Source organism: Glutamicibacter sp. 2E12, assembly GCF_050030965.1.
Taxonomy (GTDB): Bacteria; Actinomycetota; Actinomycetes; order Actinomycetales; family Micrococcaceae; genus Glutamicibacter.
Window position 1 is genome coordinate 908080 of record NZ_CP188297.1, and the last position, 26088, is coordinate 934167.

Here is a 26088-nt window from a genome sequence, read left to right on the forward strand (position 1 = left end):
GGATTGGCCCGGTCATTCGCGCGCCGGGTCAATCACATCCTCGACTTTGAAGAAACTTCCCAAGACTGGCCGGTCACCGCGCAGTTCCTTGGCGAACTGCAACCTATCCACATTGATGCGCATCTGCCGCTGGTACTCATCACCCTGCTGCATCCATGTGCGAGTCGTACCGTCAACACCGTAGAAGTAATCGAACCCCTGGTCCTTGAAGAACTGGTACCGGTCCCCCGCGTAGCGCTGGGTCCGGGCAATATCCGATCCAAAAGGATAGATGTAGTGCCCGGTTTTTCCCACGATCGGTTCCATTTCGGCTTTCCACAGTTTGGTGTCCCGCTTGAGCCGATCCATGCTGACCGTCCCCGTGGCAATGTGCCCCCACGAATGGGACGCGAAAACCCAACCGCTGTTCTTCATCGCTTCTGCGATCTCCGCCGCCTTCTTCTGGTCAGCTTCCAGAGTCTTGCTCTGGGGATACTGGCTGGCAGAGGTGCGGTAGCCGAATGCGCCGTTGTATCCGGTCATTGCGATCAGGCCGCGAGCGTCCCGATACGTGAAATCGGGATGTTCAGCTACGAAGTCATCGACCATCGTGGTGACGTCAAAAGCGCCAACCTGCGTTTTGCCCTCCGCATCGACGTATTCGTTGCGGACCTTGCCGTCCTTATCCAGCACCAGCTTGCTGGCGAAGCCATCACCTTCCATGTATTCGTAATAGCTCAGGTCATCGAGGGACAGCACCACTGGCTTCTTGCCCTGGGGCAGCATGATATCCCGATACTCCATCTGCCCCTGGTCGTCGAGCGAGGCGAAATCTTCCGGGTTGACCAGGACATAATCACGCGCATACAGCTCGTCGAGGATGGCTGCAAATTCCTTTTGGGTCACCATGTAGTCGGCGTACCCCTGCGAACTGCTGCCTTCGTCAAAGGCCCTGCCGGGATCGACAATCAGCGAGTGGAAGAACAGGTGAGGTATGTTCTTCGGCTCTTCCCAAGCTGAAACCTGCCCTTTCTCTTCCTCTAGGCCGCTGGCCATCTGGTTCAGCTGTTCGGCGCTGTCATTCTTGGCGAGTTTAATCGCCGCGTCATAGTCGTATCCGTCAGCTAGCCGGTTGATCTCGGCTCTCACGCCGTCCACTCGTGCTTCTTCCTGCTCAGCCTTTTCAACGGCAGCAGGATCCGGGGCCGCCGTTGGCGGCTCCTGTGCAGCACTGCACCCGGCAAGGCCCAGCGCCAACCCGAGCGAAATCACCAATCGTAGATTCTTCAATGGCTGCGACCTCCGTGACCTCCACCGTGCCCGCCAGGCCGGAAGAAAACGAGTTGTCATCTGGTTATTTCGACCCTACACAGGTAGCGCTGGAGGCAACACCCTTTCATGATGAATTACCGAACTTGAGCGATGTCTAACATTCAGCTTTTAGGGAGCTCACATTTTGGAAGGAGTCCAATGATTTAGAATTGATTGGTTAGGCGTCCCAAAGATCAAGGAAGTACATGCAGCCCTCGCACCGCGCGAATAGTTTGTGGCTTCAGTCCCAGCAGTTCAAAAGCTCGGCAGCGTATCGGCTTCTGACCGCCCAGCCGTGGGCTGTGGCCTTCATCCGCGCAGAGTTCACCGCAGACCGTTCACGGATCGCATTGGAACTTTTCCATGCCTCCTTGGATTCCTTCCTGAAGCAAGCGCGCAAGAGCGATGACCAGATTCCCGCCTCGTATTCGGCCCAGGATTTCGCCGAGACATGGGTCAAGCAGGGAATTCTGGCTCGTCCGCTGATTGATGGGCGCTTCGTGTATGAACCCAGTGCGCAGACCCTGCGCACCCTGCGCTACCTGGCGGATTTTTCCACCGACGATTCGCATTTGAACTCGTCGCGCCTGAACACGTTGCTTTCTTCCCTGGAATCGCTGGCCCACGAAACCGATCCAGACCCCGAAGCACGTATCCGTGCCCTCGAATCCCAGATCGCGCTGCGCCAAGCCCAAATCGACCAGCTGCGCAGCGGGGATGACCCGGCGGTGCTTTCTCGCACGACCGCGTTGTCGGCAACCCGTTCCGTACTCGATCTGGCATCGAGTTTGCCAGCAGATTTCCGACGCATGCGCGACGGCGTCCAGGATATGCTCCATTCATTGCGTGAAGGCATTCTGGATGCCTCCACAGCCAAGGGCGTAGCTGTGGGCCAGGTTCTTGAAGCTGACCGTCAGTTGCGTTCCACTGCCGAAGGCGAAACCTTCAGCGGATTCACTGAATTCCTGAACTCCCCGGAAGCGCAGCAGCGTTTCCGCGCCGCCTTGGCCGAAGTCCTGGACCGCGACTTCGTAGATGATCTGGAAACGCCCGAACGCCAGATCCTCACTAACCTGTTGCGTGAATTGCGCCGCCAGGCAGCTGAAGTCCATGCCTCCTATGGCAAGCTCTCTGAATCCCTGCACGCATTCGTGCAGTCCGAGGACTACAAGCAGGCCGAGCTATTGCGCCAAGCGGTCCGCGAAGCTGAACTGGCGATCAGCAAGTCCATGAGCCTGAAACCCCGCAGCGGCTTGGCCCCGATGGAGCTCTTCGCTCCGCAGTTCGTCACCCTTTCCGGTCTTGGAATCTACGACCCATCCGAGCATGTGGCTCCGCCTCCGCTGGCTCAAGCGCCAGAATTCAGCGAAGCCGACATTGTACGAAATCCCTCGACGCCCCAGGCGGACATGCCATTGCTGCGTGCATCGATCACCCGGCATCTGGGCCAGTCCAGTTCCGGCTCGATCCGGTTGGATGAAGTCTTCGAATCCTTGGATGCCGAGCAGCGGCACTTGAATTCCATTCGTGCCCTCGTGGAAATCGGGCGCACCAATGGCGAATCGCTGAACGAGAGCGATCTGCTCAGCATCCATTTCCAGCAACTCGATGGTTCGATGCGAACCGCAATCCTGCCCGCGTTAAGCTTTACGAAGGAGCCGCTATGACCAAGAGCGATTCATACGCCGCACCGATCACCGAACCATTGTTCGAGGGCGACACCGGGAAGTTCCCGCTGCCGCTGCGCCAGCTGCTGGTCCGGTTGTTGCGTGGCCCGTACCTTGATGGGTCCATCGATGCCTCGGCTTGGCAGCTGCTGCTGGACCAGCAGCAGAGCATCAGCGATTACTTCTCCGAGATCTTCTTGGCACTGCAGCTGGACATGGACCGCAAGATCGCCATGCTTGCCCCCGTCCAGATTGAACAGGTCCACACCTCTCCTATCGCTCCGCGCCGTCCGCTGAAGCGTGATGAAACCCTGCTCGCCCTGCGGCTGCGGCTGTTGCTCGAACAGCATTCAGGCAGCGGCAGCGATGCCGTAATTTCGCGGGCGGGCATGCACGAGATCCTGGCCGAGCACCGCCAGACCTCAGACCGCGATGACAAGCGCTTTGCCGAATCCTGCGATGCTGCGGTAACCCGCCTGCAGGCTTTGCGCTTGCTCACCGGCACCGAGCTGGAGAACGAGTTCCGCATTTCCCCGGCCCTGGCGATGGCGCTGCCGATCACCAATATCCAGGACATACCACGCTACATCGCGGCAATCGACGCTAATGATCCAGCTTTCAGCCTGGGAGCCGAAGAAGCTGATGACCTCGCAGAGCAGACCCCCGAGTTGGTGCAGGAGTAACCGATGAGCATTGAAATGACTCTCCCGCTGGGCGGGGCACTCAACCCAGGCCAGCATCGTCTGAGCCGGGTACAAATAGTTAACTGGGGAACCTTCCACGGCTTGCATGATCTGGCCGTGGACCGCGCCGGCACCTTGGTCACCGGCCATCCGGGCGTGGGCAAATCCACCTTGTTCGATGCGATGGGCCACGTATTCTTTGCAACGCCCCGCCTGAACGAATCGGCCAATGACGCGGCGACCCGCGAAGACCGCCGCACCACGTTCTCCTACATGCGCGGGCGCAAGTTCAAAACCAGCGCCGGCACTGTCTACCAGCGCCCCGGCGCGACGTGGAGCGCCATTGTGCTCAGCTACGACGATGGCATGGGCAACACCGTTACAGCCGGCGCGGTCTTCGATCTGCCCGATGCCGGCCTGGAAGGACAGGTCTCCAAGCACTATCTGTTGTGCGAAGGCAAGGTCAATATTGCGGAGCTGGAAAACCACGGCCCGCGCCGCTTCACCGTGTCCTCGCTGTCCAAGGCCCTGGCACCGAGCGAGGCATTCGATACCCACAAGGCGTTCATTGAGCGATTGCGCCGCCGTTTAGGCGTCGAAAGCGATAAGGCCTTTGCCCTGTTGCGCACCTTGCAAAATGGCAAGGGCCTGGCCAAGGGCGTCAACCAGTTCTTCCGCCACGAAGTGCTGGAAGAACCAGCCACGTTGAAGGCCGCGTCCGCAGCAGTGGAAGACTTTGCCCATTTGCGTGGCATCTACCGCCAGCTGGATACCGCCCGCGCCCAGCGTGACGTGCTCGCGCAGGTGCCGGAGCAGGATCAGGCCTACCGTTCCTTGGCTGGACAGATCGCCACCGCCCGGCAATTGCTGGAAAGCGACGTGCACACCCTGGAAACCCAGGTCCGCCAGCTGGTGCTGCGCAATGACCTGAACTCCCACGAATCGGAGCTAGCCAAGCTCAAGGCCGAAGAGGCCGAGCTGCGGCAGCGCAAGGAAAGGCTCGATGACCAGCTGGCGTCGCTGGAGGCTGCCCACGACTCTGCGGGCTCTGCTTCCCTGATGCTGCTGGAGCGCGAGGCCGATGTGGCTCGCAAGGCGTTGAGCGAGAAGGAGAACGTCATCCGGACCCTGCAGCAGCAGGCCTCGGATGCTGGCTTGGCCTTCGAATTCTCAGCCACCGGCCTGGATGAGCTGCGGGCCAACGCGGCACGTACCTTGCAGCAGCTCAGCTCGATTACGCATGATGCCCAGACCGTTGAGTACGAGGCCATGGCCACCTTGGTCAACCTGCGCAAGCGCGCAGAAACGTTGGCTGACCAGATCCGCTCCTACCAGCGCCGGGCCAGCAATATCGATGACCGTTCGATAGCCGCCCGCCGAGCCATCGCTTCGGCCTGCTCGCTCAAGGAAGAACAGCTTCCGTTCGCTGGCGAGCTCATGGATGTCTCGGCCGATGCCGGTACCTGGCGTTTGGCCGCTGAAAAGGCCTTGCACTCCTTGGCCCGCACCCTGCTGGTTCCCGGGGAGCTACTCACCCAAGTCACCCACGCCATTGATCAACTCGACGGCTTGGGCCGCGTGCGGTGGAGCGACATTTCCCAGCCGCCGCGCACCGCTGAAGCCGGCCCGGCAGACCTGGTGGCCAAGCTGGACTTCGCGCCCGGCGAAGCCGGGGCCTGGCTGAAGGCGAAGATCACCGCCGACTACCCATTGGCCTGTGTTGAGAACGACGCAGCCATGCATGTGCACCCCAAGGCGATAACCCCGGCCGGCACCATCAAATCAGGAACCGGAAGCTTCGAGCGCGATACCCGCACGTTGCCTGCTTCCGAGTACCTGCTGGGCTTCACCAACGAGTCGAAGATTGCCGAGTTGCAGTCCAAGGCGGCACGGTTGGATGAGAAAATCGTCCAGGCCCACCAGGCTGCCGATGAACGCAGTGCGGCGAAGAACAAGGTCGTGGCCAAAACCCAGCTCTTGCAGGCCCTGATTGCCGATGAGCGGACTTTTGGCCAGTTCGACGCGTCCGAGGCACTGGAAGCGTTGCGCCGCAGCGAGCAGAAGCTCGGCGATGCCTTGGCATTGTCCGGGGATTCCTCCCGGGTTCGCCAGCAAATCGAAACGGCGAAGGCCGAGGCAGAAACCCTGGTCGGGGACCTCGCACTGGTTCGTTCACGCATTGCAGATCTTGGCTTGCAGGTGCAGCGTGCGCAGCAGATCCTGTCCGCCAGCGATGATTTGGGGACCGGATGGGAGCAGAGCATCCCGTCCGCGCTGCGCCAGCATCAGCTGCTTGGCCCGGTTCTCCAGCAAGTGATTGCAGGGAACTGCCCTGCCAGTGAACAAATCAGCGAAGCCTTTGCCGAGGTCAAGCTCCAGCTGGGCAGCCAGGTCAACTCCTTGCAGTCGCAGCGCCAGGAAATCGGTGGCGCGCTGAGCGAAACCTTCCGTCGTTTTGCCCGTGAATTCGGCACCTCGCACGCGCAGACCCATGGCACCACCGCTGAAGCAGCTGAGCACTACGCGCAGCTGCACGACCAGATCGTGGCCGATGGCCTGCCGCACCATGAGGCGCAGTTCCGTGAATACTTCGCGAACCGTTCCTATGAACGCTTCAGCGACCTCTTGCAGTTGCTGGATGAAGAGCGCCGGATGATCTCTGAACGCATCAAGCCGCTGAACCAGATTCTGGCAGAGGTGACTTTCGAGCATGGGTCGGTCCTTCGCTTGGAAGCCGTAAATGCGATTCCTGTTGAGGCCGGTACCTTCCGCAAGGAACTGAAGGACGCATTGCAGGAGGCTTACACCACCAAGGACGAATCCACCCTGGCCAGCTCCTATCAAGCGCTGGAGGCACTGGTCACCGCGCTCAGCGACCCAGCGATGGCTTCATGGCGTTCGACCGTGCTCGATGTCCGCCAGCATGTGATGATCAGCTGCAATGAGCACAAGCCCAATGGGGAGATTGAGACCGGCTTGGAACCCGGGACGCTCTCCGGCGGCGAAGGCCAGCGCTTCACATCCTTCATCATGGGTGCTGCCCTGGCCTACCAGCTGGGCTTCGCTTCAGCCGGGTTCACTTCCTACGGCACGGTGATGATCGACGAGGCGTTCATTCAAGCCAACTCCGAATATGCAGCGGCAGGCATACGCGCGTTGCAGGAGTTCGGTTTCCATCTGGTGCTCGCGGCCCCCGAGGACAAGATCGATTTGAGCCGCCATCTGGGATCCATCACGGATATCATCAAGCACCCTGGCTCCAATATCTCAGGCTTCGTGACCACCGGCCGTTCCCCGGCCATGGCCACGACGATTACCCTGCGCAGCTGAACATCCAGAACAAGGCACGAGGTCCAGAATTCGCCATAGCGAGTTCTGGACCTCGTGCCTTGGTGCTTCGCCTCTAGACCATGCTGCGCTGCACGCGTTCAGGGATCATGACCACCCGCGGGGACAGCTCTTGGGGTGAGAAGCCTGGATCGATGCACTGCTTCCAATACCTGAGGTGCACCTTGTCGATTTCATGTGCAGAGTCCTGCACCGCGGCACCGCCCTCGCCTTGGATGCTGTACCAGTAGAGGTAGTCGACACCATCCAGGGTTTCGCTGAAGATCGTCTCCACGTACATCTTTTCGCCTTCCAGGGTTTCAAGCACCGCGGGCATATTGCTGTTCAGGAATTCCAGCCATTCATTAGCTAGCGCTGATTTGCCTGGCAGAACTCGGAATCGAGTGAGTTCAATTTTCATGTCTACAGCCTATGGGCTTGAGCCGCACCTGCGGAAAAGACAGTGGTCCTGAAAGCCTTGGCTTTCAGGACCACCGTCTTTGGCTGGCTACCGGCTATTCGACGGCCAATCCTTCAACCGGCGACAACTTTGCGGCGCGGCGGCCCGGAGTCACCGATGCCAAGAGCGCTGCCACGATGCTGATCAGCAGGACCAGTGCGAGCTGCCACCATGGGATCTCGTAGGTCATCGTTCCCATGGACGCGAGTGCCGAGCGGGCTCCAAGCAGGCCGTAGGCCACGCCCAGCACCAAGCCGAGCAGGGCTGCGACGCCGCCAATCAGTACCGCTTCGGTCGCCAGCATGCCGCGCAGCTGCTTCTTCTTCAGGCCCAGGGCACGAAGCAGGGAATTCTCCCGGGTGCGTTCCAGGATCGAGAGGCTGAGCGTGTTGGCTACGCCGATCAGGGCGATCAGCACGGCCACTGCCAGCAAGGCAGAGACAATCATCAGCAGCACGTCAATGATCTGGGAGAACATCGACTTCATCACCACACCGCCATTGATCATTGATGATTCAACGCCGGTGATGGCAGAAACCTTGGTGACCAGTTCGTTGACGCCCGCTGCGTTGACGTCCGAATCCACCTTGATCAGGATCCCCGAGTACTGATTGGCTTCATCGATTTCCAGCTTGCTGAAAGTCTGCTCGGTGACGATATTTCCTGAGAGCATTGCCTCGGAATTCTTCACTGCCAGCGTTTGCCCGCCAACTTCCACCGTCGGGTTTTCGGGACTACCCAGCACATAGACGATCTCGCCATCTGCCGGCACGATATTCGGGTCCAGTGCAACGTCAGCGAAGCTCGTGGGATCAACGGACATGATCTCGGCGTTGAACGTTTCATCGGTTCCCATGTCAACATCCGCATATCCGGAGGTGAAGCTGGAGCTGGCCGTAATCCCGTCCACGCCGTTGATTTGCTCAAGCATGCTCTTGGTCTCGGCGCCTGAAACTTGGCGGTCATAGAAGGAGACCATCATGTCGACCGGGAATTCTGCGGCCACAGCGTTGTTCAAGCTGGCCTTGGCGGTCTGGCCGCCGACCATGATCATGGACACCAAGGTCACGCCGATCAGCAGTGCCGTTGCCGTCGCGGTGGTTCGGCCCGGGTTGCGCACGGCGTTCAGGGACGCGAGCTTTCCCGCCGTCGATTTGCCAGCCATGGCCTTGCCGATCCCGGAAACGCTGCTCGGCACGAACAGCGAAGCCAGCATCAGGATCCCCGGGAAGGAAGCCAGGCCGCCCAGGAAGGCGACTACCAGATTCCCCTGGATCGCGCCGTAGGCCAGCAAGCCTGCGCCGGCCACCACGAACAGTGATCCGAAGATGATCCGGGCCTTGCCGGCACGGTTCTTCACGCTGGCAGCGTCGAAGGGGCGCAAGGCCGCAAGCGGTGCGAGCTTCATCGCCCGTCGAGCCGGCAGGCTCGCGGCGACCACAGTCATCAGCACGCCGACAAGAATTGGGATGGCCAATCCCTGCGGGGTCAGGGCCAACGCCGCATAGGACATCTCCGGCACCATCACGTGCAGCAGCTGGATCAGGCCCGCCATCAGTGCGACGGCTAGCAAGACACCGAGAATCGAGGCAAGAATGCCAATGAGCAGTGCTTCGATGAGCACCGAGCTTCGAATCTGCTTGCGCTTGGCGCCCAGGATGCGCAGCAGTGCCAGTTCGCGGGTGCGCTGGGCAATGACTACGGCAAAGGTATTGACCACAACCAGCCCGGTGACCACCAGCGCAATCAGTGCGAAGACCAGCAGGATCACGCTGAGCTGGTCGGTGCCGCCGGTGAACTGGGCGACTTCGTTCAAGACCTTCTCATCGGCGGTCACCACCGCCATGTCAGCCATCTTCTTGCCGGCAAACAGCTTTTCCAGCTCTGCCTTCAAGGCCTCGTCGGAGCCGTCGCCATTGACCACGATTTCGGTGATCAGGGCTTGCCCGCCGGAAAAGTGCTGCCACGCTTTCTCGCTCATGCCGGCCAAGGCGTAGGCCGAGGTCCGCGGGTTGGTGGTCGAGCGCTGGATGCCCACGATGTTGTAGTTCGCCGGCGAGATCGCGCCATTTTCCAGAGCCACGACGTCCCCGATGGACACGCCCATTTCCTTGGCGTGGGAAGCATCAATAATGATTTCGTTGGAACCTTGGGGCGCCCGGCCCTCAATCAATTCCATGCCGCCCAGCCCCTGGTCGGGATCTACTGGCTGTGCGGACACGCCGTAGCTGTTGTCCGCCGTGCGCAGCAGGCCATCGGCGTAGGCCAGGCCATAGGCGGTGGAAACTTCAGGCAGGTTCCGGACATCTGCGATGTCCTTGAGGCTCAGCTCGGTCAACTCCTCGGCGCCGGGAACCAGGTCCCAATCGGGGTAGGCCACCAGATCGGCGTTCTTGTAGGCGTCTCCGAGCGAATTCTTCAGTGTCGCCTGGGTGGATGAGTTCACCGAAAGCGTTGCGGCAAGAAAGGCGGTGCCGATGGCCACAGCCAGGATGACGGCGATATATCGACGTGCATAGGTCTTGATATTCGAAAGTGCTACGTGCAGCATTGCTTACTCCGCCAAGGAGGCCAGGGCCTCGGTTACGGTAGCCACGGTTGGCTCCTGGATGGATCCGACAATTGTGCCGTCCTTCATCAGCAAGACATTGTCTGCATAGGACGCGGCCACCGGGTCGTGGGTGACCATGATGATGGTCTGGCCCATTTCACGGGTGGACGTGCGCATCAAGGACAGCACTTCGGCGCCGGTACGCGAATCGAGGTTGCCGGTTGGCTCATCGCCGAAGACCACTTCCGGCCGGGTGAGCAGTGCTCGGGCTACCGCGACACGTTGCTGCTGGCCGCCGGAAAGTTCATGCGGCTTGTGGTTCAGGCGGTCGCCCAGGCCGAGCGCCTGGATGACGGTGTTGAACCAGTCGCGATCGTGCTTCTTGCCGGCCAGCGACAATGGCAGCAGGATGTTGTCCTTGGCGGTGATGGTTGGCACGAGGTTGAAGGACTGGAAGACAAAGCCGATCTGCTCGCGGCGCATCTCGGTCAGCTGGTCATCGCTCAGCTCCAGCAGGTTCTTGCCGCCGATGATGATTTCACCGGAGTCGGCGGTATCAAGTCCGGCCAGGCAGTGCATCAGCGTGGATTTTCCGGAGCCCGATGGGCCCATGATGGCGGTGAAGCGGGATCGTTCGAAGGAAACGTTTACGTCGCGAAGGGCCTCAACACGGGTGCTGTCATGCCCGTAGGTCTTGGTCAAGCCGCGGGCAGCGACCGCATTTTCGGTTTTTGGCAGAGTCTCAGAAGTCATATTAGAAATACTACAAAGCGCCTAGCCAAACCCGCATCCACCATCAGGACCTAGTTTCCCGGGGGTGCGTCATACCAAGGTATGAGCAAATCCGCGGACGCTCTGCCCCCGCAGGTTACCGATTAGCAGCCATGTTCGCGTTCGGTTTTCTGGTGCGATGCCGGCTCAATCTGGAAGGTCGAGTGCTCAACGCTCACGGTGAAATGATCTGCCACGCACTGCTGCAAATCCCGCAGCAGCCCACCGGCTACCCCAGCGGAGAACATAGAGTCCTCGACCACCACATGGGCGGTGAGCACCGGAAGGTTGGAGGCAATCTGGCTGGCGTGCAGATCGTGCACCGCAATCACCCCGGGCAATGCCTCCAAATGCGCTTTGACCCCGAGCAGGTCCAGGCCCCTAGGCGTGGATTCGAGCAGGATGTGGGTGGTTTCCCCCAGCAATTTCATGGCCCGGGGAACGATCAGGGCGCTGATCACCAGGGCAGCCACGGAGTCGGCGCGCATCCATCCGGTGTAGGTGATAACCAGCGCGGCGATGATGACGGCAACCGAGCCCAACGCGTCGTTGACTACTTCCAGGAAGGCCGCACGCATATTGAGGTTGCTATTGCGCCCGGCGGAAATGATCCACATGGAGATGACGTTGCCCAATAGGCCGATGATGCCGAAGGCCAGCAGTCCCTCCGGTTGGACTTCTGCAGGGGTGAAGAGCCGCCGCACGGCGTCGATGGCCGCATAGATGCCCACAGCCAGCAGCAATGCCGATTGGAAGGTGGCGGAGAGGACTTCAGCGCGGCGGAATCCCCAGGTGCGTTTGGTCGTTGGCTTGCGCATAATCAGGTTGGCAGCGGTCAGAGCCAGCAATAGCCCCAGGGTATCGGTCAGCATATGCGCTGCGTCGACCAGCAAGGCCAGCGAGTTGGTGACGATAGCGCCAACAACCTCGGCGACGAGGATTGTAGCGGTGATGGCGAAGGCCCAGGCCAGGCGGGTTCGGTTTCCTCCGGAATGATCATGGGAGTGCCCGTGAGAGTGATCGTGTCCCAAGTTCAGCCTTTCTTCGGATCCATGCTGTGCGCTTCTTCCCAATGGTGATGGGATGCCTCTTGCGGCAGAAGCGCCGAGGCGGCAGCGGTCAATGCGTCAAGTGCTTCACCCTGGCCCAGCGAGTAGAGGCTGGCCCGGCCCTGGCTTCGGACGTGCACCAGGCCGGTGTCCTTCAGGCAGGACAGATGCGCGCTGACCGTGCTTTGGGCAAGGCCCAAATGCTCGGTCAGTTCCCTGACCTTATGCTCCCCGGTGCGCAGATGGTCCAGAATCAGCAGCCGCGCCGGGTCAGCGAGCGCGTGGAAGAGCGCAGCGAACTGGAGCTTGCCGCTGCGGATTTCCGATGCATCGATATCTGACTCTATTATCGCCATATAACGATGATAGGTGACTTTGCCGCGAAACGGAACGTTGCATGGCCAACTGCGCATCGTGATGGATGGCAAGATGAAAATATGACTGAAGATCTCATCGTTGGCGAAGACGGATTGGCGCGCCCTCGCTGGGCCGCCTCGGATGGCATGCTCCGCACGTACTACGACACCGAATGGGGCATGCCGATCACCTCCGAGGAGGGACTTTTCGAGCGGCTGAGCCTTGAGTGCTTCCAGTCAGGCCTGTCCTGGGCCATCATCCTTTCCAAGCGCGAGTCGTTCCGCCGCGCTTTCGAGCATTTCAATCCCGAGAAGGTCGCATTGTTTACCGAGGATGATTTCAATCGCCTGATGGAAGACGCCGGGATCGTGCGCAACAGGCTCAAAATCCGAGCAACGATCGCCAACGCCGAAGCGACCCTGATGCTGCGCGAAGAGGGCGGCCTCTCGGATTTCGTGTGGTCCTTCAAGCCGGACCAGACCCCGGCTCCGCGCACTTTCACTGAAGTGCCCACGCAAAGCCCCGAATCCAAGGAACTGGCCAAAGCGCTGAAGAAGCGGGGTTTCAAGTTCGTGGGCCCGACCACCATGTACGCGTTGATGGAAGCCATCGGCATGGTCGATACCCACCTGGTCGGATCGCACCGCCGCGGCACTTCCGGCATCTGGGCCTGAGTTCATGGAACTGCGCCTGCCGGCAACGGGAATTCTGGATGTCGGCCACGCATTGGCAGTCCTGGAATTGCATTCGCTGCCTGCCCAGGAGCGGCTGAATGCCGCCGCAGCCGAGCTGCACCGCGTACTGCAGCTGGACGGGAACCTGGTAGAAGTTTCATTGAGCCTGGATCCTGCAGGCGTATCGCTCACCCACGACGCCCCGGCTGAATCCATTGCGCGCCTCACGGAGATCATCAACCATTGGCTTGGACTGCAGCAAGACACCACAGCTGCTTATGAAGCGCTCCAGGCCCTTCCTTGCTACCAGCCGCTCGCGATGGCTTACCCCTCCTTGCGGCTCATCAGCTACCCGGATATCTTCGAGGCCCTGGCCACCACGATCATTGGACAGCAGGTGTCCTTGGCGGCGGCACGGACCCTCGGCGGGCGCTACGTCGGCGCATTGGGCCAGCAGCATGGCTCAGGCCTCCGGGCTTTCCCCACAGCGGCCTCAACGGCCGCCTGCACGCCCGGGGAATTGCGCGCAATCATTCGCTGCCCGCTACCGCGGGCAACGGCGCTGCACGCGGTAGCCGAATGGTTCGAGCTCAGTGGAAAGTTCCTGCTCGGAGACGTGCCGGCATTCCTGGAGCAGCTCCAAGGGCTGCGCGGAGTGGGGCCCTGGACGCGCAATTACCTTGCCCTGCGGGGTTTGCGGGATCCGGAGATCTTCCTGGAGTCGGATCTAGTAGTTCGCCGAGCCATGAGGAAGCTTCATGATCGCGGCGTCACTGTGGCGCCTCCACCGGAGGGTGCGGGCTACCTGGCCACGTTGCTGCTGTGGTCCTTCGACGCCGCCAAGCTGTAGCAACGAGAAAGGGAGCTTATCAAGGTGTGCAATCCTGATAAGCTCCCTTTTCGACGAATCGGCCGACTGAGCAAGTCAGCCGATTCTCCATTCCCCTTATTCAAGCCGGCTACGCCGCTCGCTGCTTCGAGGTGAGCAGCCCCGGCAAGCAGCGAACTAGCCGATAAATATCGGTCAAGCTTGACGCTTCTCCCGACCACACACGGGAGAAGCTCTGGAATAAGCATATCCTAAGAACCAGTAATAACGTCAAGCCCTGTTTGCGTAATTTTTCGATTTAATTCTTAGGTCGCTCTAACTTGCTCGAATTTGTCCGCGCCAAAAGACTAGTCGGCGAAGATCTTGCCAACTTCCGTACGCTTCTCGGCCTGGAATGCATCTTCTGCACGGCCAAAGGCCCAGTAGGCAGAGAGCGACATGTCGCGGCGGTCCACGCCATGCTCGTCATAGAAGTATGCGCGCAGCTTCTTCATGACTTCGCGCTCACCGTGGGCAAAGACCTGCACTCGGCCCTCGGGCCATGGAATCCCCCGGACCACGGACTCCAGGATCGTGGTTTCAGGGGAGAATTCGGCACCGCGGTGAATCCAGCGAATTTCCACGCCGGCCGGCGCCTGCAATTGCATTTCGTCAGCCGCATCGGCAACCTCGATGACCACCAGGCCCTTCATCTGCGGAGCCATGGACTCCAAGGAGGCCGCAATGGCGGGAATGGCAGTTTCATCTCCGGCAAAGAAGTGGAAATCGAATTCATCCTTGGGGACAAACATTCCGCCCGGGCCCGAGAAGCAGATCGATGAGCCGATCTGCGCGTCACGCGCCCAAGGACCGGCTAGGCCCTCATCGCCATGGACCACGAAATCGACCTCGATGGTGCCCGCCTGCATATCGCTGCGGCGCACGGTATAGGTACGGCGAACCGGCAGATCCTCGGGAGCCAGCCGCTCACGCAGCGCTTCCATGTCATAAGGCAATTCAAGGCCCAGTTCCGGCTTCGCGAACAGGAATTTCACGTAGCGGTCGGTCACCGGCTTGTCTGCGAAATCGCAGATGCCTGGACCGCCAAGGGTGAGCCGCACCAGATGAGGTGCGATATTCTCGCGCTTGAGGACCTGCAGGAGGACCTGGGGGCGCGCAGGTCGGCCTCCAGTTTGCGGGCGATCACCAGCCGGCTGGGACACAAAATCACTTCCTGTCTTAATAAGGGTAGATAGATCAATCCTAATTGACGGGAGCGCAAGTGGTTACTTCGGGAAGGTCGGAGGACCTTCATATGCACTGAGCGCCGCGCGTTCTCCGGGGCTCAAACGCTGCACCCGCGAGGACACCGGGTCGAAATAAGCCAACGTAGTGGAGGCCTTGACGCACAAATAGTCCTCCACCGGGTCACGGAACTCGTAGCAGATATCAAAGCTGGCAGGCTTGACATTGGCAACCCAGAGATCGACATTGACCGGCACGTTGCGGTATTCCAACGGGCGGGAATACCGCACCCGATGCTCGACAACGAGGATCTGGGTTCCGGCAGGCACTGCAGAGAAGATATCGGCCTGCGGCTGCGAGCCTGGCGCGCCGGTGCCACCGGGCACGCCGAAGCCGGCGATTCGCGCTTCTTCCATTAACCGGATCAGATTGACATTATTGACATGGCCGTAAGCATCCATGTCGCCCCAGCGCATAGGGACCTGCACCCGCAGAATGCTTTCTTCCATGGCTAATCTTCCTTCAGCAGGTTTGCGCCGTCATTGCCCACGATCCCCAACTTGGCCAGCTCCCGAAGGATCCGGGCTCCGTCCGGCTCGTAGACCCAACGCACCCCGGGGGTGGTTCGGCGCAGCTCATGCGAACGTCCGCCGGCTAGCACCGCTTCCGAAGGGGTCAGCTGGCGGATCACAATAGCCCGGACCAATTCGGGATAGCGGCGCGCGAACTCGGCATAAATGGCCGGATCATGCTGGCCGTCATCGCCGATGAGCACCCACGAAATGTGCGGGAACTCTTCGGCCAGGCGGCGCAGCTGGTCAACCTTGTGCTGCATTCCGCTGCGGAACCAGGAACGGTCTGTTGGCCCCCAGTCGGTGAGCAGCAAGGGCCCCTTCGGGTACAGGTTGCGCGAGATGAAGCGCTGCAGGGTCTGTGCAACATTCCATGCGCCGGTGGAAAGGTAGATGGTCGGAGATCCCGGATGCTCAAGCAGCACCTTCTGGAGCATCACCGCCATCCCGGGGGTCGCCACGCGGGCATGCTCGGAGAGCACAAAGGAGTTCCACGCCGCCAGCATGGGGCGCGGCAGCGCGGTGACCACGACGGTGTCATCCACGTCGCTGATCACCCCGAACTTCTGTGCCTGATCGATAACGAGAATCCTCGCCTGCGCGGCATCGCCGTTGTGGGCATGAAGCCGGATCTCATGCCAGCCCGCGGGCAGGTCGACTAGCAGCTTCACATCGATGACGCCGCCACGGTCAGCCTGGACCTCGAAGCGCTGGTCGCCAACGTCAATGCTGACCTTGCCGCCGGGAAGGATCGGGGAAATGAAATTGCGGAAACCGCGAATGCCATCGGCGATGACCTGGGCTTGATGCTGCCCGTCTTCAAAGGCGCCGGGCTTGGCCAGCACAACGCGGGCGAAGACGCGAATCCAGCCGCCGCTCGGTCCGGTAGAGCCATATCCCACATAGGGAAGGATTACCGCTTGGTGGCCGTTGGCCAGGGCGCGCCGTGCACGCCAACGATGCACTCCGTCTTCCATTCGCGAAGCTACATGCCGGGCATCGCCATCAGCCGAAATATGACTCATAGCCCCAGTCTTTCATGTCGACCGCCAAGCACGGGAAAACGACAACTTGTGTCTTGAGCCCTTGCCTTTTTCTACAAAGAGTAGAAAACTGGTGCTATGAAATTCGAACACGAGCTCAATAGTCCGGTCCTGGTATTGGATGAGGACCAATCGTGGCAGCTGCTCTCGCACAGCTCCCACGGACGCGTAGCAACTTCGGTTGCAGGGTTGATCGATATTGTTCCGGTGAACTACGCGGTGCACAACGGGAAGCTGTTCTTGCGCACCTCGCCCGGTAATAAGCTTGCGGCCATGGCGATCAATGAAAAGATCGCTTTCGAGGTCGACGGCATCCTTTCCGATGAAGCTTGGTCCGTTGTCGTGCACGGCAGCGCCGAAGTATTGGAGCATGAGGCCGATATCAAGGAGGCCCGCGAAAGCGGCGTCACTCCCTGGATCCCCACCCAGAAGGATTTCTGGATTCGGGTCAACATTGATTCGGTCTCCGGGCGCCACTTCGAGCTTGGCGAGCAACCAGAGGTCGCTGAATAGTTCTCTCCGATCTACACGGCAAACGCCGCCTCCCGCCCAATGGCCATCGGGCTGGCAGCGGCGTTTCCAGCTTTAAGCCGATGCCTGGGAATAAGGGTAGAACCCTTCTCCGCTCTTGCGTCCGAGCTTGCCCGCAGCCACCTTTTCAGTGATCATCGGGTGCGGCTGGTCGGCCTCGTCACCGGTCTCGGCGTAGGTCGCCTGGGCGATGAAATCGATAACATCAAGGCCCACCATGTCCATCAGCTCGAACGGACCCATGGGGTGGCCCAAAGCGGTCTTCGCGGTGGTATCGATATCCTCGATGCTGGCGATTCCCTGGTGAGCCAGGTTCAGCGCCTCGGCGTTGATCGCACCCATCATGCGGTTGGCAATGAAACCCGGAATCTCCTTGTTCACCAGCACCGGGTTCTTCCCCAGCTGGTTGGCTACCTCGGTAACAGCCTGGATCGTGGCATCGCTGGTCTGCCCATGGCGGACTATTTCAACGCACTTCATGACCAATGCAGGGTTGAAGAAGTGCATATTGCACACCTGCGCTGGACGGCCGCTGGCCTGGGCCAGCTTCGAGGAGGGCAGCGTCGAGGAGTTCGTCGCCAGGATGGCGTGGGCCGGTGCATGCTCGCCCAGTTGGGCGAAGATCTGCTCCTTGATGTCCAGACGCTCCACAGCAGCCTCGATCACCAAGTCGGCTGCGGAAGCAGCCTGGTTCAAGTCGGTGTTCTGGCTCAAGCGCCCCAGCGCCGCAGCTGCCGTGGGCTGGTCGAGTTTGCCTTTGGCCACGCGGCCGGCAGCCCAGGACTCCAGCTCGGTGCGTGCTGCGCCCAACGCGTCGGCAGAGATATCCTGCAGCACGGTGGCGTAGCCGCCCAGCGCGCAGCTCATCGCGATCTGCCGGCCCATGGTGCCGGCACCGATCACCAAAATACGTTCAATCCTCATTGACCATTCTTTCTTTGCAGTCCTGGCCTGCGCCTTTTAGCCGCGCAGGTAGGTCGTCGTGGTGTGCGTGTAGAACTCGCGAGCTGCTGCCCCTTGTTCCTTCGGTCCGTAGCCCGAAGCTTTCGCACCGCCAAAAGGCACGTGCGGGTCAGCTCCGGCTGACTCCGAATTTACATGCAGAATACCCACGTCGAGAGTTTGTTGCGCCTCCAGGGCCAGCGCAAGATTCGAAGTGAACAAGGCCAGGCTCAAACCGTATTCCGAGTCTTCTGCAGCCTCGAAAGCTTCCTTCCACCCGTTGACTCGGCGGACGGACACGATGGGCGCGAAGAATTCTTCCTGCCAGGCGCAGTTGGCTCGCCCTGCTTCCCCCTCCGGAAGTTCCAGAATGGTTGGTGCCAGGAAGCTGCCGGTTCCCGGGGCCAGCCCGCGATAGCGCAGTGTTGCGCCCTGTGCCAGCGACCGGTCGATCCCCTGTGCCGCCGAGTTCGCCGCTTTGGCATCCACCAGCGGTCCCATATGCACTGACGGGTCCAGCGGGTCCCCGGTCACCCACTGCTCCAGCCTTTCGGTGAGCTTGGCCAAGAATGCGTCGGCGATGGACTCATCGAGGATCAGCCGGCTGGTGGCCGTGCACTTCTGGCCGGTGGAGCGGAAGGCCCCGAAAAGCACCTGCTCGCTGGCCAGGTCCAGGTCTGCGTCGGCCAGCACTACCGAAGCATTCTTGCCGCCCATTTCGGCCTGCACCGGAATCCCCCGGGCCGCACCTGCCGCACAGAGTTTGCGCCCGACTCCGGTGGAACCGGTGAAAGTCAGCCCGTCCAAATGCTCATTGGCAATGAAGGCATCACCCAGCGCGCCCGGGCCGATGACCAGGTTCAGTACACCAGCGGGCAGCCCTCCGTGCTCCAGGGCCTGCACAAAGCGCATGGCCAGCAACGGCACCAGGCTGGCCGGCTTGAACACCACCGTATTGCCGAAAACCAGCGCCGGGGCGATCTTCCAAGCCGGAATCCCGATCGGGAAGTTGAACGGGGTGATCACCCCGATCACCCCCAGCGGCTTGTGGGTAACCAGAATCTGTTCCCCGGCACGCGGGGATTGGAAAACGGTGCCGGCAGCGCGCTCCGCTTCGCCGGAATAGTAGACCAGGATCTGTGCGGCCCGCAGCACCTCGCCGATTCCCTCGGCTCTGGTCTTGCCCTCTTCGGCGGCCAGTTCCGCTCCGAAGTCCTCCGCATGCTCCTTCAGGTATCCGGCGGCCTTGGCCAGAATCGCCCCGCGGGCGGCCATCGGAGTGGACGCCCAGGATTTCTTGGCCCGGTGGGCGGCGCCGAAAGCGGCGTCCACCTGGTCCACGCTGGCCGCGGTGCCCTCCGCGAGCACGATGGAGTCGTCGGCGGCCGCCTTCGAATCGATGCGGCGGCCTTCGCCAGGCACCCATGCGCCATTGATGCAGTGCTCCAGGGTGGCAAGTGTTGTGGAAAGGTTCATTTGCTTGGTTCTCCCGTCTTCCTTGGCTTCGCGGCTTAGCGGAAGGCCGGCACGCCGGTGAGCTTGTTGCCCAGGATCAGCGTGTGCACCTCGTCGGTGCCCTCGTAGGTGCGCACCGATTCCAGGTTGTTGGCGTGGCGCAATGGCGAGTAATCCAGCGTGATGCCGTTGCCTCCCAGGATGGTGCGTGCTTCGCGGCAGATCGCGATGGCTTCACGGCAGTTATTCAGCTTCCCTACCGAGATCATGTGCAGGTCCAAATTCCCGGCATCCTTCAACCGGCCGATGTGCAGGGCCAGCAGGAAGCCCTTGTTGATTTCCAGGGCCATGTCCACCAGCTTCTGCTGGGTCATCTGGTATCCGGCCAGCGGCTTGTCGAACTGCAGGCGTTCCTGCGAGTAGGCCAATGCCACCTCGAATGAATCGCGGGCGGCCCCCATGGAACCCCACAAGATGCCGTAGCGGGCTTCGTTCAGGCAGGAGAACGGCCCCTTCAGGCCCTTGGCATTCGGCAATACCGCCGAACCAGGCAGGCGCACATCGACCAGATCGATTTCGCACTGGATGGAGGCGCGCATGGACAGCTTCTGCTCGATCGGGGTGGCGGTGAAGCCCGGGGTGCTGGTTGGAACGACGAAGCCGCGGATGCCCTCATCGGTCTGTGCCCAGATCACTGCCACCTGCGCCACATTGGCCAGCCCGATCCAGCGCTTGGAACCGTTGATCACCCAGTCATCGCCGTCGCGGCGGGCGAAGGTCTTCATGCTCGACGGGTCGGAACCTGCCGTTGGTTCGGTCAGGCCAAAGCAGCCAATGGCTTCGCCGGCGGCCATCTTGGGCAGCCATTGCTGCTTCTGCTCCTCGGAGCCGTACTTGTAGATGGCGCTCATGGCCAACGATCCCTGGACCGAAACGAAGGTGCGCAGCCCCGAATCGCCGGCTTCCAGCTCGGCGCCGGCAATGCCGTATTCCACGGCCGAGCGGCCGGCGCAACCGTAGCCTTCCAGGTGCATGCCCAGCAGGCCCAGCTTGGCCATCTCCGGAACGATCTCCAGCGGGAAGACTGCGTCGTTGTACCACTTGGCGATATTCGGCTTGATGTTCTCGTTGACGAAACCGCGCACGGTATCGCGCAGGGCCAGTTCCTCCGCCGAGAGCAGCGAATCGAAATTGATCAGGTCGGCCGGATCCAGAAGGCGTTCTGCGGTGCTCATATTAAATCTCCTTGAAAGTTCTTGCGATTAGCTATTTGCCAGGGTGCCCAGAAGCGCTTGATGCTCCCCGTGGGCCGGCGGGATGGTGCGGTATTGGGCGCCGGTGCGCGAGAGCCCGATGGGGCTGGCGATCTGCTCGGTCGCTTCCCCGGTGTCCGGATCGGTGATCAGCGCGACGGGATCCAGACCAAGTTCCTTGGCGAAGTCGATGGCCTCGGCAATGGAGTTGACCTTTCCGGCGGGCACTCCCGCGGACATCAGCGCATTCGCGCAGTGCGCGGCAGTGGCTGAGGCGGTGGCCGCTTCGATGATTGCCTTGAGTTCTTCGCGGTGGGCCACCCGTGCACTATTGCTGCTGAAGCGCGGATCCTGGGCTAGGTCCGGCTGGCCAAGATGCTTGGCCAAGGCAGCGAACTGGCGGTCATTGCCCACGGCGATGGCCACCACGCCGTCGTTGACTGCGAAGGTTTCATAGGGGGCAATGCTCGGGTGCGCGTTGCCCATGCGTGCCGGGGATTTTCCGGTAGCCAGCGTGCTGCTGGACTGGTTGGTCAGTCCGGCCAGCAGCGAGCCGAGCAAGTTGACGGTCACCCGCTGGCCGATACCGCTGGCATCGCGTTCGCGCATGGCCAGCAGGATGCCGGCAACCGCATTCTGCGCCGCCAATACGTCCACCAGGGCAACGCCGGCCTTGCTCGGAGGCCCGTCTGGTTCTCCAGTGATGCTCATCAGTCCGCCCACTGCCTGCACCAGCAGGTCGAAGCCGGGCAAGGTCGCACCCTGCTTTTCGCCGAAGCCCGAGATGGAGCAATAGACCAGTGCCGGGTTCAACTCGCGCAGGCTCTCGTAGTCCAGCCCGAATTTGGCCAGGACGCCGGGGCGGAAATTCTCCACCAGCACGTCAGCGTCGCGGATCAATCCGCGCAGGGCCTGCAACTGGGCCGCGTCCGCGAAGTCGGCGACTACTGCCTGCTTGTTGCGGTTCACCGACCAGTAGTAGGTGCTGATGCCTTGGGCATTGACCGGAGGCTTCCAGCTGCGGGTCTCATCTCCAGCAGCGTTCTCCACCTTGAGAACTTCGGCCCCGAAGTCGGCCAGGGTCATGGAGCACAGCGGCCCGGCCAAGATGCGCGAGAGGTCGATGACCTTGACCCCTTCAAGCGGTTGGCTCATTTGCTTCCACACCTTCAATCCGCACAGAATTGCTTAGTTACATGTTGCATGCAACTCTATGTTGCCCGGATCACCCTTGGCAAGGATTTTCAGGATGTTTAGCTGCTTGGGTCTGCAGGGGGCGCGGAATGCCCTAGGAAATCAAGGCGTCCAGCCGCTCCAGGAACGGTTCTGCGTCCAGTCCCGGGGTCCGCGAACACACCGAACGGATCAGCATCTGCGCGGTGCGCATGACGTGGCCCCGAACGGCCAGCGCGGCGGCGTCGGGGTCTTTGGCAAGAATCGCCTCCATGATTTCCTCGCGGTCTCCGGCCAGGTCCTGGCTGGAGCGGGCGAAGGGCACTGTGGTCTGCCCGTGGGCCAGGACGAGGTTGCGCAGCTCCCCCACCACGCTGTCGAGTTTCGCATTTCCGGCCAGCCCCAGTAGGCACAGGTGGAATTCCTTGTCCGCTTCCAACGTCGCCCGGCCATCACCGGTTTCGCCGATGGCGAGCATTCGCTGGTGCAACGACTTCAGCTGGTTGATATCAGCCTGGGTCGCGTTCCGCACGCCACGTGCGGCAGCTGGAGGCTCGATAGCCAAACGCAGCTGGAAGACTTCGACAATGTCCTCCAATGAAATCTGGTTGACACGCACCCCGCGGTTTTTCGCCACGGTAACGATTCCCTCTTTTTCCAGCAGCTGCAAGGCCTCGCGCACCGGAGTTCGCGAGACGCCGAGCTTTTCCGAGATGCCAATGGCCGAGTAGTGCTCCCCCGGAGCCATCTCTCCGGCAACGATGGCGGCACGGATCATCGTAGTCACCTGCTCGGTAAGAGATATTTTCGGCTTAATCGGTTGCATGCTACTCATGGTCTGAAGCTTATCCTGATTCGACCCGGCGGCAAGGCCAGGTACTAGATCGTCTTGCGCAACGGCACTTCCTTGATGAGCAATATGCAGAAGAAGGCAACTACCGCTACGGCCGCCGAGACGATGAAGACGATCCCTGTCGCCTCGCCATACGCCGATTCCACCACCTGCCGTAGCGCATCTGGCATCCCGGAAAGATTCAAGGAATCCCCGGTGGCCGGCGCCGAGGACAGCTGCCCCTTGGCCGCCAACGATTCGGTAATAAGATCTGCCACATTGCGCGAAAGCAGCGCACCGAGCACCGCCACACCTGCTGAGCCGCCTACGGAACGGAAGAACGCCACCGAAGAACTTGCCGCCCCGATATCGGTGACTTTCACCGTGTTCTGCACCGAGAGCACCAAGTTCTGCAGCATGAATCCCATGCCCACGCCGTTGAGGAACATGCCGCAGGCCAAGAGCCAGTATTCGGTATCCTGGCGCATCAGCCCAAGCAGGCCGAGGCCGGCGATGTTCAGGACCGAACCGATGAGCAGGTAGATCTTCCAACGGCCGAAGCGGGTAATCATCTGTCCCGAGAAGACGGATCCGAAGTAGTTGCCCGCGATCATTGGCAAGGTCATGAGGCCGGCCATGGTCGGTGTCGCTTCGCGGGCGATCTGGAAGTACTGGCCGATGAATGCGCCGGTGCCGAACATCCCCACGCCAATCGAGATCGAGGCGAGAATCGCCAGCGACGTTGTTCGGGTGCAAATGATCTTCAGCGGAATGATCGGTTCACGAACCCGTGATTCAACAAGCAGCAATGCGGCAACCAGCAATAGGAACATCGAGACCATCGTGTAGGTCTGCCACGAATTCCAGCCGAAATAGTCGGCTTTGCCTACATAGGAAACCCAGATCAGCAGGATCGAGACGGCGGTGGTTAACAGGACCGCGCCGACCCAATCGATATGCACCGGACGTTTGAGGTGCTTCAGGTGCAGGGTCCGGTGGATCAAGAGCATGGAGAGCAGGCTGATCGGGATGCCGAAGAAGAAGCACCAGCGCCAGCCCAGGGGCGAGTCCACGATGAATCCGCCGAGCAGCGGTCCTGCTGCGGTAGATACAGCCATGACGGCACCGAAATATCCCGAATAGCGTCCACGTTCCCGTGGCGGGATGACCGTGCCGATGACTGCCATGCCCATGGCGGTCAGCCCGCCCATGCCGATGCCCTGGATGACCCGGGCGAACAGCAGAACGGGTATGGACCAGGCGAGTCCGGCCAGCAACGAGCCGAGCACGAACACCAGGATTCCGGCTTGCAGCAGCTTCTTCTTGTCGAAGAGATCCGCCATTTTCCCCCAGATGGGAGTGGTGGCGGCATTAGCCAGCAGCGTGGTGCTCAAAACCCAGTTGAAGTCGGTTTGCGAGCCGCCCAGGACATCCATGATGGTCGGCAGCGCAATAGACACAATGGTCGCCGCCAGCATGGCAGCGAAGAAGGATGCCAGGACGCCAGCGATGGATTTGAGCACCTCGCGTTGATTCATCTGCGGCTGGTCTGCCTCTGCCTCGGTGAGGTCAGTGGGACGTTCCTTTTCCGGCATGCTCTTATCCAAGGTCGGAATTCTCCACATTGCCGAACTGCTCGGTCCGTTGGGATTGGATGCCGCGGATCATCGTCGCGTTCAATTCGCTCAGCGCATGCCCGACGCTGGCCAAGCGCTCGACATCCCAGTCCGGAAGAACATCCCGCATTCGCTCCAGGCGCAAGCGGTCGCGGAATTCAAGCCGCTCGCAACCCGCCTCGGTCACCCAGAGCACGTGGCGGCGGGCGTCGATCTTGCTGGGCTGCTTGGCTACCAGGCCCGTTTGCTCCAGTTCCGCCAAATGCCGGCTCATCGCCGCGGTGCCGATCCCCAAGGACTGCGCAAGGTCGGCAGCATGCGTGGGTTCACGGGTTTTCAACGTCTTGAGCACGTGATGGGAGGCGTTTGATACCTCGGGGTCAGTCTGATCCATATGCGAAAACACGCGAAGGATCCTGGAACTGCGGGCCAACTCGTCGAGCAGGATTTTGAGTTCAGAATCCGAAGGGCTATCTGGAGACTTGTCCACGATCTATCGGCTGCCTATCTATTGTGTTTCCACCACAGTAAGTTCGAATCGTTGCTCCAGTCAACGTTTTTGCCCGTTGCCACGGCGGTAAGCTGGTGTTGTGAATGATCAGCGAGTCCAAGCCAGCACGCAATACGCCGAAGAATTACGTCTTTCCGCGCTGAAGGCAGCTCGCCAGTCCGCCGAGCTGCTGCGCGCTTCCTTCCGCGGCAACGTGGTAGCCGAGCATAAAACCAACACCCATGATCTGGTCACCGACATCGACCGGCAGAGCCAGCGGCTCATCACTGCCTCACTGCTATCGGCCCACCCGGATTCCTGGGTTCTCGGCGAAGAGCAGGTCTCTGGCGATCAAGGACGGCAGGCCGCCGGGAAGGTGCAGTGGATTGTCGATCCGATTGACGGCACCAGCAACTTCGTCCACGGCGTGGCATTCTTCTGCATCTCGATTGCCGCAGCCATCGATGGAGAACTGGTGGCCGCCGCAATCCTCGATCCGGTTTCTGGTGATGAATTCAGCGCCAATTCGACTGCCGCGTTCCTCAACGGGCAGGTCCTCGAGCCCGGTGCCCGTCCCGAACAGTCCCGCGCCAACCTGATGACGGATTACCCGGGAGCAGAATCCATGCTCAAGGACGGGGATCTGTCCTTGGAACTCTTTGGCCAGTGGATCCAGGACTTCGCCACGGTACGCCGCAAGGTCTGCGCGGCGCTGGCCTTAGCCCATGTTGCCGCAGGCTGGTGCGACGCCACCATCGGGTTCGATACCAAGGTGTGGGATGTGGCTGCCGGAGCGCATCTGGTGCGCATGGCCCAGGGCACGTTCCGCGGCTTGTCCTACGGACAGGCAGGACTCGCCGACCACTACTGCCCCGGTTTCATCGCGCAAGGGCCCGGCGCCGATTATCCTTCCTTGGCAACCGCAGCCGAGCGGATCCATCAGCTGCGCACGGGCCGCTGAGCCAACAAATCTGACAATATCGAAGTAGTTGGCCCTGCCCCTCGGCTTTGGCCGCTTTCGGACGTACCATGGCGGCATGGAACCACGATTTCAACGGACCGCGCACTCCGCCGCGCGGCACCATGGAGGCGGAGGTGTGATCCTGGGAGGAATCGGAGCAATTCTGCTTTTCGCTTCCTTCGCAGTGATGTTGGCAGCTCAATCCCTGGATTGGGAGCCACTGCTCATCGGCATTAGCTTGGGCATCTCGACAGTGCTTTTCGGTGTGGTGTTCCATTTCACCCACTGACCCGCACTTTTCCTCATCCACTAATCGCAACGGCCCCGGATCCATCGCT

24 protein-coding genes are annotated in these 26088 nt (G+C 60.9%); 8 read left to right on the plus strand and 16 right to left on the minus strand.

The genetic code is table 11. The annotated features are described in order from the left end of the window. Positions 1–12 precede the first annotated feature (12 nt). The gene (locus ACP3TE_RS04130; RefSeq protein WP_426736195.1) at positions 13–1251 is read right to left on the minus strand and encodes a polysaccharide deacetylase family protein; all 1239 of its coding nucleotides are present in this window, start codon (positions 1249–1251) and stop codon (positions 13–15) included. Between the two features lie 245 nt (positions 1252–1496). On the opposite strand from ACP3TE_RS04130, the gene ACP3TE_RS04135 reads away from it, so the two are divergent. From ACP3TE_RS04135 to ACP3TE_RS04145, 3 genes are read left to right on the plus strand one after another with little or no spacing between them, the layout of a single operon-like run. Next, a complete protein-coding gene (locus ACP3TE_RS04135) occupies positions 1497–2957 on the plus strand; it encodes a DUF3375 domain-containing protein (protein ID WP_400343612.1) in 1461 nt (486 codons plus the stop codon). Then, complete coding sequence (locus ACP3TE_RS04140) at positions 2954–3640, plus strand: DUF4194 domain-containing protein (RefSeq protein ID WP_105661625.1); 687 nt, start codon at positions 2954–2956, stop codon at positions 3638–3640. Before ACP3TE_RS04135 ends, ACP3TE_RS04140 begins: the two co-directional genes overlap by 4 nt. A gap of 3 nt (positions 3641–3643) precedes the next feature. Next, a complete protein-coding gene (locus tag ACP3TE_RS04145) occupies positions 3644–6970 on the plus strand; it encodes an ATP-binding protein (protein WP_426735456.1) in 3327 nt (1108 codons plus the stop codon). Between the two features lie 73 nt (positions 6971–7043). Here the strand turns inward: ACP3TE_RS04145 and ACP3TE_RS04150 are convergent, their stop codons facing one another. The 5 genes from ACP3TE_RS04150 to ACP3TE_RS04170 form a co-directional block, all read right to left on the minus strand. Beyond that, on the minus strand, positions 7044–7388 hold the full coding sequence (locus tag ACP3TE_RS04150; protein ID WP_426735458.1) for a DUF6176 family protein: 345 nt from the start codon (positions 7386–7388) through the stop codon (positions 7044–7046). A gap of 94 nt (positions 7389–7482) precedes the next feature. Continuing rightward, positions 7483–9978, minus strand: a complete 2496-nt coding sequence (locus ACP3TE_RS04155; RefSeq protein ID WP_426735460.1) for an ABC transporter permease — start codon at positions 9976–9978, stop codon at positions 7483–7485. A gap of 3 nt (positions 9979–9981) precedes the next feature. Then, on the minus strand, positions 9982–10731 hold the full coding sequence (locus ACP3TE_RS04160; protein WP_105657341.1) for an ABC transporter ATP-binding protein: 750 nt from the start codon (positions 10729–10731) through the stop codon (positions 9982–9984). Positions 10732–10853: 122 nt separating this feature from the next. After that, positions 10854–11786: a cation diffusion facilitator family transporter gene (locus ACP3TE_RS04165; RefSeq protein ID WP_426736197.1), complete on the minus strand. Its 933-nt coding sequence runs from the start codon at positions 11784–11786 to the stop codon at positions 10854–10856. Continuing rightward, the gene (locus tag ACP3TE_RS04170) at positions 11783–12154 is read right to left on the minus strand and encodes an ArsR/SmtB family transcription factor (protein WP_426735463.1); all 372 of its coding nucleotides are present in this window, start codon (positions 12152–12154) and stop codon (positions 11783–11785) included. The genes ACP3TE_RS04165 and ACP3TE_RS04170 overlap by 4 nt, the downstream gene beginning before the upstream one ends. A gap of 81 nt (positions 12155–12235) precedes the next feature. On the opposite strand from ACP3TE_RS04170, the gene ACP3TE_RS04175 reads away from it, so the two are divergent. Beyond that, positions 12236–12829 (plus strand): DNA-3-methyladenine glycosylase I, encoded by a 594-nt coding sequence (locus tag ACP3TE_RS04175; RefSeq protein WP_426735464.1) that lies wholly within the window; start codon positions 12236–12238, stop codon positions 12827–12829. A 4-nt stretch (positions 12830–12833) separates the two neighbouring features. Continuing rightward, positions 12834–13679, plus strand: coding sequence for a DNA-3-methyladenine glycosylase family protein (locus tag ACP3TE_RS04180; RefSeq protein ID WP_426735466.1), 846 nt, complete (start codon positions 12834–12836; stop codon positions 13677–13679). 326 nt (positions 13680–14005) lie between these two features. Here the strand turns inward: ACP3TE_RS04180 and ACP3TE_RS04185 are convergent, their stop codons facing one another. The 3 genes from ACP3TE_RS04185 to ACP3TE_RS04195 form a co-directional block, all read right to left on the minus strand. Next, positions 14006–14860 carry a siderophore-interacting protein gene (locus ACP3TE_RS04185; RefSeq protein ID WP_426735468.1) on the minus strand — a complete coding sequence of 285 codons (855 nt, stop codon included), beginning with the start codon at positions 14858–14860 and terminating at the stop codon, positions 14006–14008. Positions 14861–14923: 63 nt separating this feature from the next. Next, complete coding sequence (locus ACP3TE_RS04190) at positions 14924–15391, minus strand: acyl-CoA thioesterase (RefSeq protein WP_105661618.1); 468 nt, start codon at positions 15389–15391, stop codon at positions 14924–14926. Positions 15392–15393: 2 nt separating this feature from the next. Next, the gene (locus tag ACP3TE_RS04195) at positions 15394–16479 is read right to left on the minus strand and encodes an App1 family protein (RefSeq protein WP_426735470.1); all 1086 of its coding nucleotides are present in this window, start codon (positions 16477–16479) and stop codon (positions 15394–15396) included. A 96-nt stretch (positions 16480–16575) separates the two neighbouring features. Here ACP3TE_RS04195 and ACP3TE_RS04200 point away from each other — a divergent pair, with 96 nt between their 5' ends. Further along, positions 16576–17010 carry a pyridoxamine 5'-phosphate oxidase family protein gene (locus ACP3TE_RS04200; RefSeq protein ID WP_105657333.1) on the plus strand — a complete coding sequence of 145 codons (435 nt, stop codon included), beginning with the start codon at positions 16576–16578 and terminating at the stop codon, positions 17008–17010. A 72-nt stretch (positions 17011–17082) separates the two neighbouring features. Here the strand turns inward: ACP3TE_RS04200 and ACP3TE_RS04205 are convergent, their stop codons facing one another. The 7 genes from ACP3TE_RS04205 to ACP3TE_RS04235 all read right to left on the minus strand — a co-directional run bounded on the left by ACP3TE_RS04205 (position 17083) and on the right by ACP3TE_RS04235 (position 24693). Then, positions 17083–17952: a 3-hydroxyacyl-CoA dehydrogenase family protein gene (locus ACP3TE_RS04205; protein ID WP_332728147.1), complete on the minus strand. Its 870-nt coding sequence runs from the start codon at positions 17950–17952 to the stop codon at positions 17083–17085. A gap of 36 nt (positions 17953–17988) precedes the next feature. Further along, positions 17989–19446, minus strand: a complete 1458-nt coding sequence (locus tag ACP3TE_RS04210; RefSeq protein ID WP_426735472.1) for an aldehyde dehydrogenase family protein — start codon at positions 19444–19446, stop codon at positions 17989–17991. Positions 19447–19481: 35 nt separating this feature from the next. Then, positions 19482–20660: an acyl-CoA dehydrogenase family protein gene (locus tag ACP3TE_RS04215; protein WP_402735711.1), complete on the minus strand. Its 1179-nt coding sequence runs from the start codon at positions 20658–20660 to the stop codon at positions 19482–19484. Positions 20661–20687: 27 nt separating this feature from the next. After that, positions 20688–21833 (minus strand): CaiB/BaiF CoA transferase family protein, encoded by a 1146-nt coding sequence (locus ACP3TE_RS04220; RefSeq protein WP_426735474.1) that lies wholly within the window; start codon positions 21831–21833, stop codon positions 20688–20690. Between the two features lie 133 nt (positions 21834–21966). Beyond that, the gene (locus ACP3TE_RS04225) at positions 21967–22686 is read right to left on the minus strand and encodes a GntR family transcriptional regulator (protein ID WP_426735475.1); all 720 of its coding nucleotides are present in this window, start codon (positions 22684–22686) and stop codon (positions 21967–21969) included. Between the two features lie 44 nt (positions 22687–22730). Next, positions 22731–24290: an MFS transporter gene (locus tag ACP3TE_RS04230; RefSeq protein ID WP_426735477.1), complete on the minus strand. Its 1560-nt coding sequence runs from the start codon at positions 24288–24290 to the stop codon at positions 22731–22733. Beyond that, positions 24283–24693 (minus strand): MarR family winged helix-turn-helix transcriptional regulator, encoded by a 411-nt coding sequence (locus ACP3TE_RS04235; protein ID WP_426735479.1) that lies wholly within the window; start codon positions 24691–24693, stop codon positions 24283–24285. Before ACP3TE_RS04235 ends, ACP3TE_RS04230 begins: the two co-directional genes overlap by 8 nt. Before the next feature lie 196 nt (positions 24694–24889). Between ACP3TE_RS04235 and ACP3TE_RS04240 the strand changes: the two genes are divergently transcribed. Next, the gene (locus tag ACP3TE_RS04240; RefSeq protein WP_332594649.1) at positions 24890–25750 is read left to right on the plus strand and encodes an inositol monophosphatase family protein; all 861 of its coding nucleotides are present in this window, start codon (positions 24890–24892) and stop codon (positions 25748–25750) included. A gap of 76 nt (positions 25751–25826) precedes the next feature. After that, positions 25827–26039 carry a hypothetical protein gene (locus ACP3TE_RS04245; RefSeq protein ID WP_133833215.1) on the plus strand — a complete coding sequence of 71 codons (213 nt, stop codon included), beginning with the start codon at positions 25827–25829 and terminating at the stop codon, positions 26037–26039. The last annotated feature ends 49 nt before the right edge of the window (positions 26040–26088 follow it).

Coding starts and splice junctions, on each gene's coding strand:
- ACP3TE_RS04170 (WP_426735463.1), bottom strand. CDS start 12,154: ATGGCGATAATAGAGTCAGATATCGATGCATCGGAAATCCGCAGCGGC.
- ACP3TE_RS04220 (WP_426735474.1), bottom strand. CDS start 21,833: ATGAGCCAACCGCTTGAAGGGGTCAAGGTCATCGACCTCTCGCGCATC.
- ACP3TE_RS04195 (WP_426735470.1), bottom strand. CDS start 16,479: ATGAGTCATATTTCGGCTGATGGCGATGCCCGGCATGTAGCTTCGCGA.
- ACP3TE_RS04235 (WP_426735479.1), bottom strand. CDS start 24,693: ATGGATCAGACTGACCCCGAGGTATCAAACGCCTCCCATCACGTGCTC.
- ACP3TE_RS04140 (WP_105661625.1), top strand. CDS start 2,954: ATGACCAAGAGCGATTCATACGCCGCACCGATCACCGAACCATTGTTC.
- ACP3TE_RS04150 (WP_426735458.1), bottom strand. CDS start 7,388: ATGAAAATTGAACTCACTCGATTCCGAGTTCTGCCAGGCAAATCAGCG.
- ACP3TE_RS04160 (WP_105657341.1), bottom strand. CDS start 10,731: ATGACTTCTGAGACTCTGCCAAAAACCGAAAATGCGGTCGCTGCCCGC.
- ACP3TE_RS04225 (WP_426735475.1), bottom strand. CDS start 22,686: ATGAGTAGCATGCAACCGATTAAGCCGAAAATATCTCTTACCGAGCAG.
- ACP3TE_RS04210 (WP_426735472.1), bottom strand. CDS start 19,446: ATGAACCTTTCCACAACACTTGCCACCCTGGAGCACTGCATCAATGGC.
- ACP3TE_RS04205 (WP_332728147.1), bottom strand. CDS start 17,952: ATGAGGATTGAACGTATTTTGGTGATCGGTGCCGGCACCATGGGCCGG.
- ACP3TE_RS04190 (WP_105661618.1), bottom strand. CDS start 15,391: ATGGAAGAAAGCATTCTGCGGGTGCAGGTCCCTATGCGCTGGGGCGAC.
- ACP3TE_RS04155 (WP_426735460.1), bottom strand. CDS start 9,978: ATGCTGCACGTAGCACTTTCGAATATCAAGACCTATGCACGTCGATAT.
- ACP3TE_RS04145 (WP_426735456.1), top strand. CDS start 3,644: ATGAGCATTGAAATGACTCTCCCGCTGGGCGGGGCACTCAACCCAGGC.
- ACP3TE_RS04200 (WP_105657333.1), top strand. CDS start 16,576: ATGAAATTCGAACACGAGCTCAATAGTCCGGTCCTGGTATTGGATGAG.
- ACP3TE_RS04135 (WP_400343612.1), top strand. CDS start 1,497: ATGCAGCCCTCGCACCGCGCGAATAGTTTGTGGCTTCAGTCCCAGCAG.
- ACP3TE_RS04245 (WP_133833215.1), top strand. CDS start 25,827: ATGGAACCACGATTTCAACGGACCGCGCACTCCGCCGCGCGGCACCAT.
- ACP3TE_RS04180 (WP_426735466.1), top strand. CDS start 12,834: ATGGAACTGCGCCTGCCGGCAACGGGAATTCTGGATGTCGGCCACGCA.
- ACP3TE_RS04215 (WP_402735711.1), bottom strand. CDS start 20,660: ATGAGCACCGCAGAACGCCTTCTGGATCCGGCCGACCTGATCAATTTC.
- ACP3TE_RS04175 (WP_426735464.1), top strand. CDS start 12,236: ATGACTGAAGATCTCATCGTTGGCGAAGACGGATTGGCGCGCCCTCGC.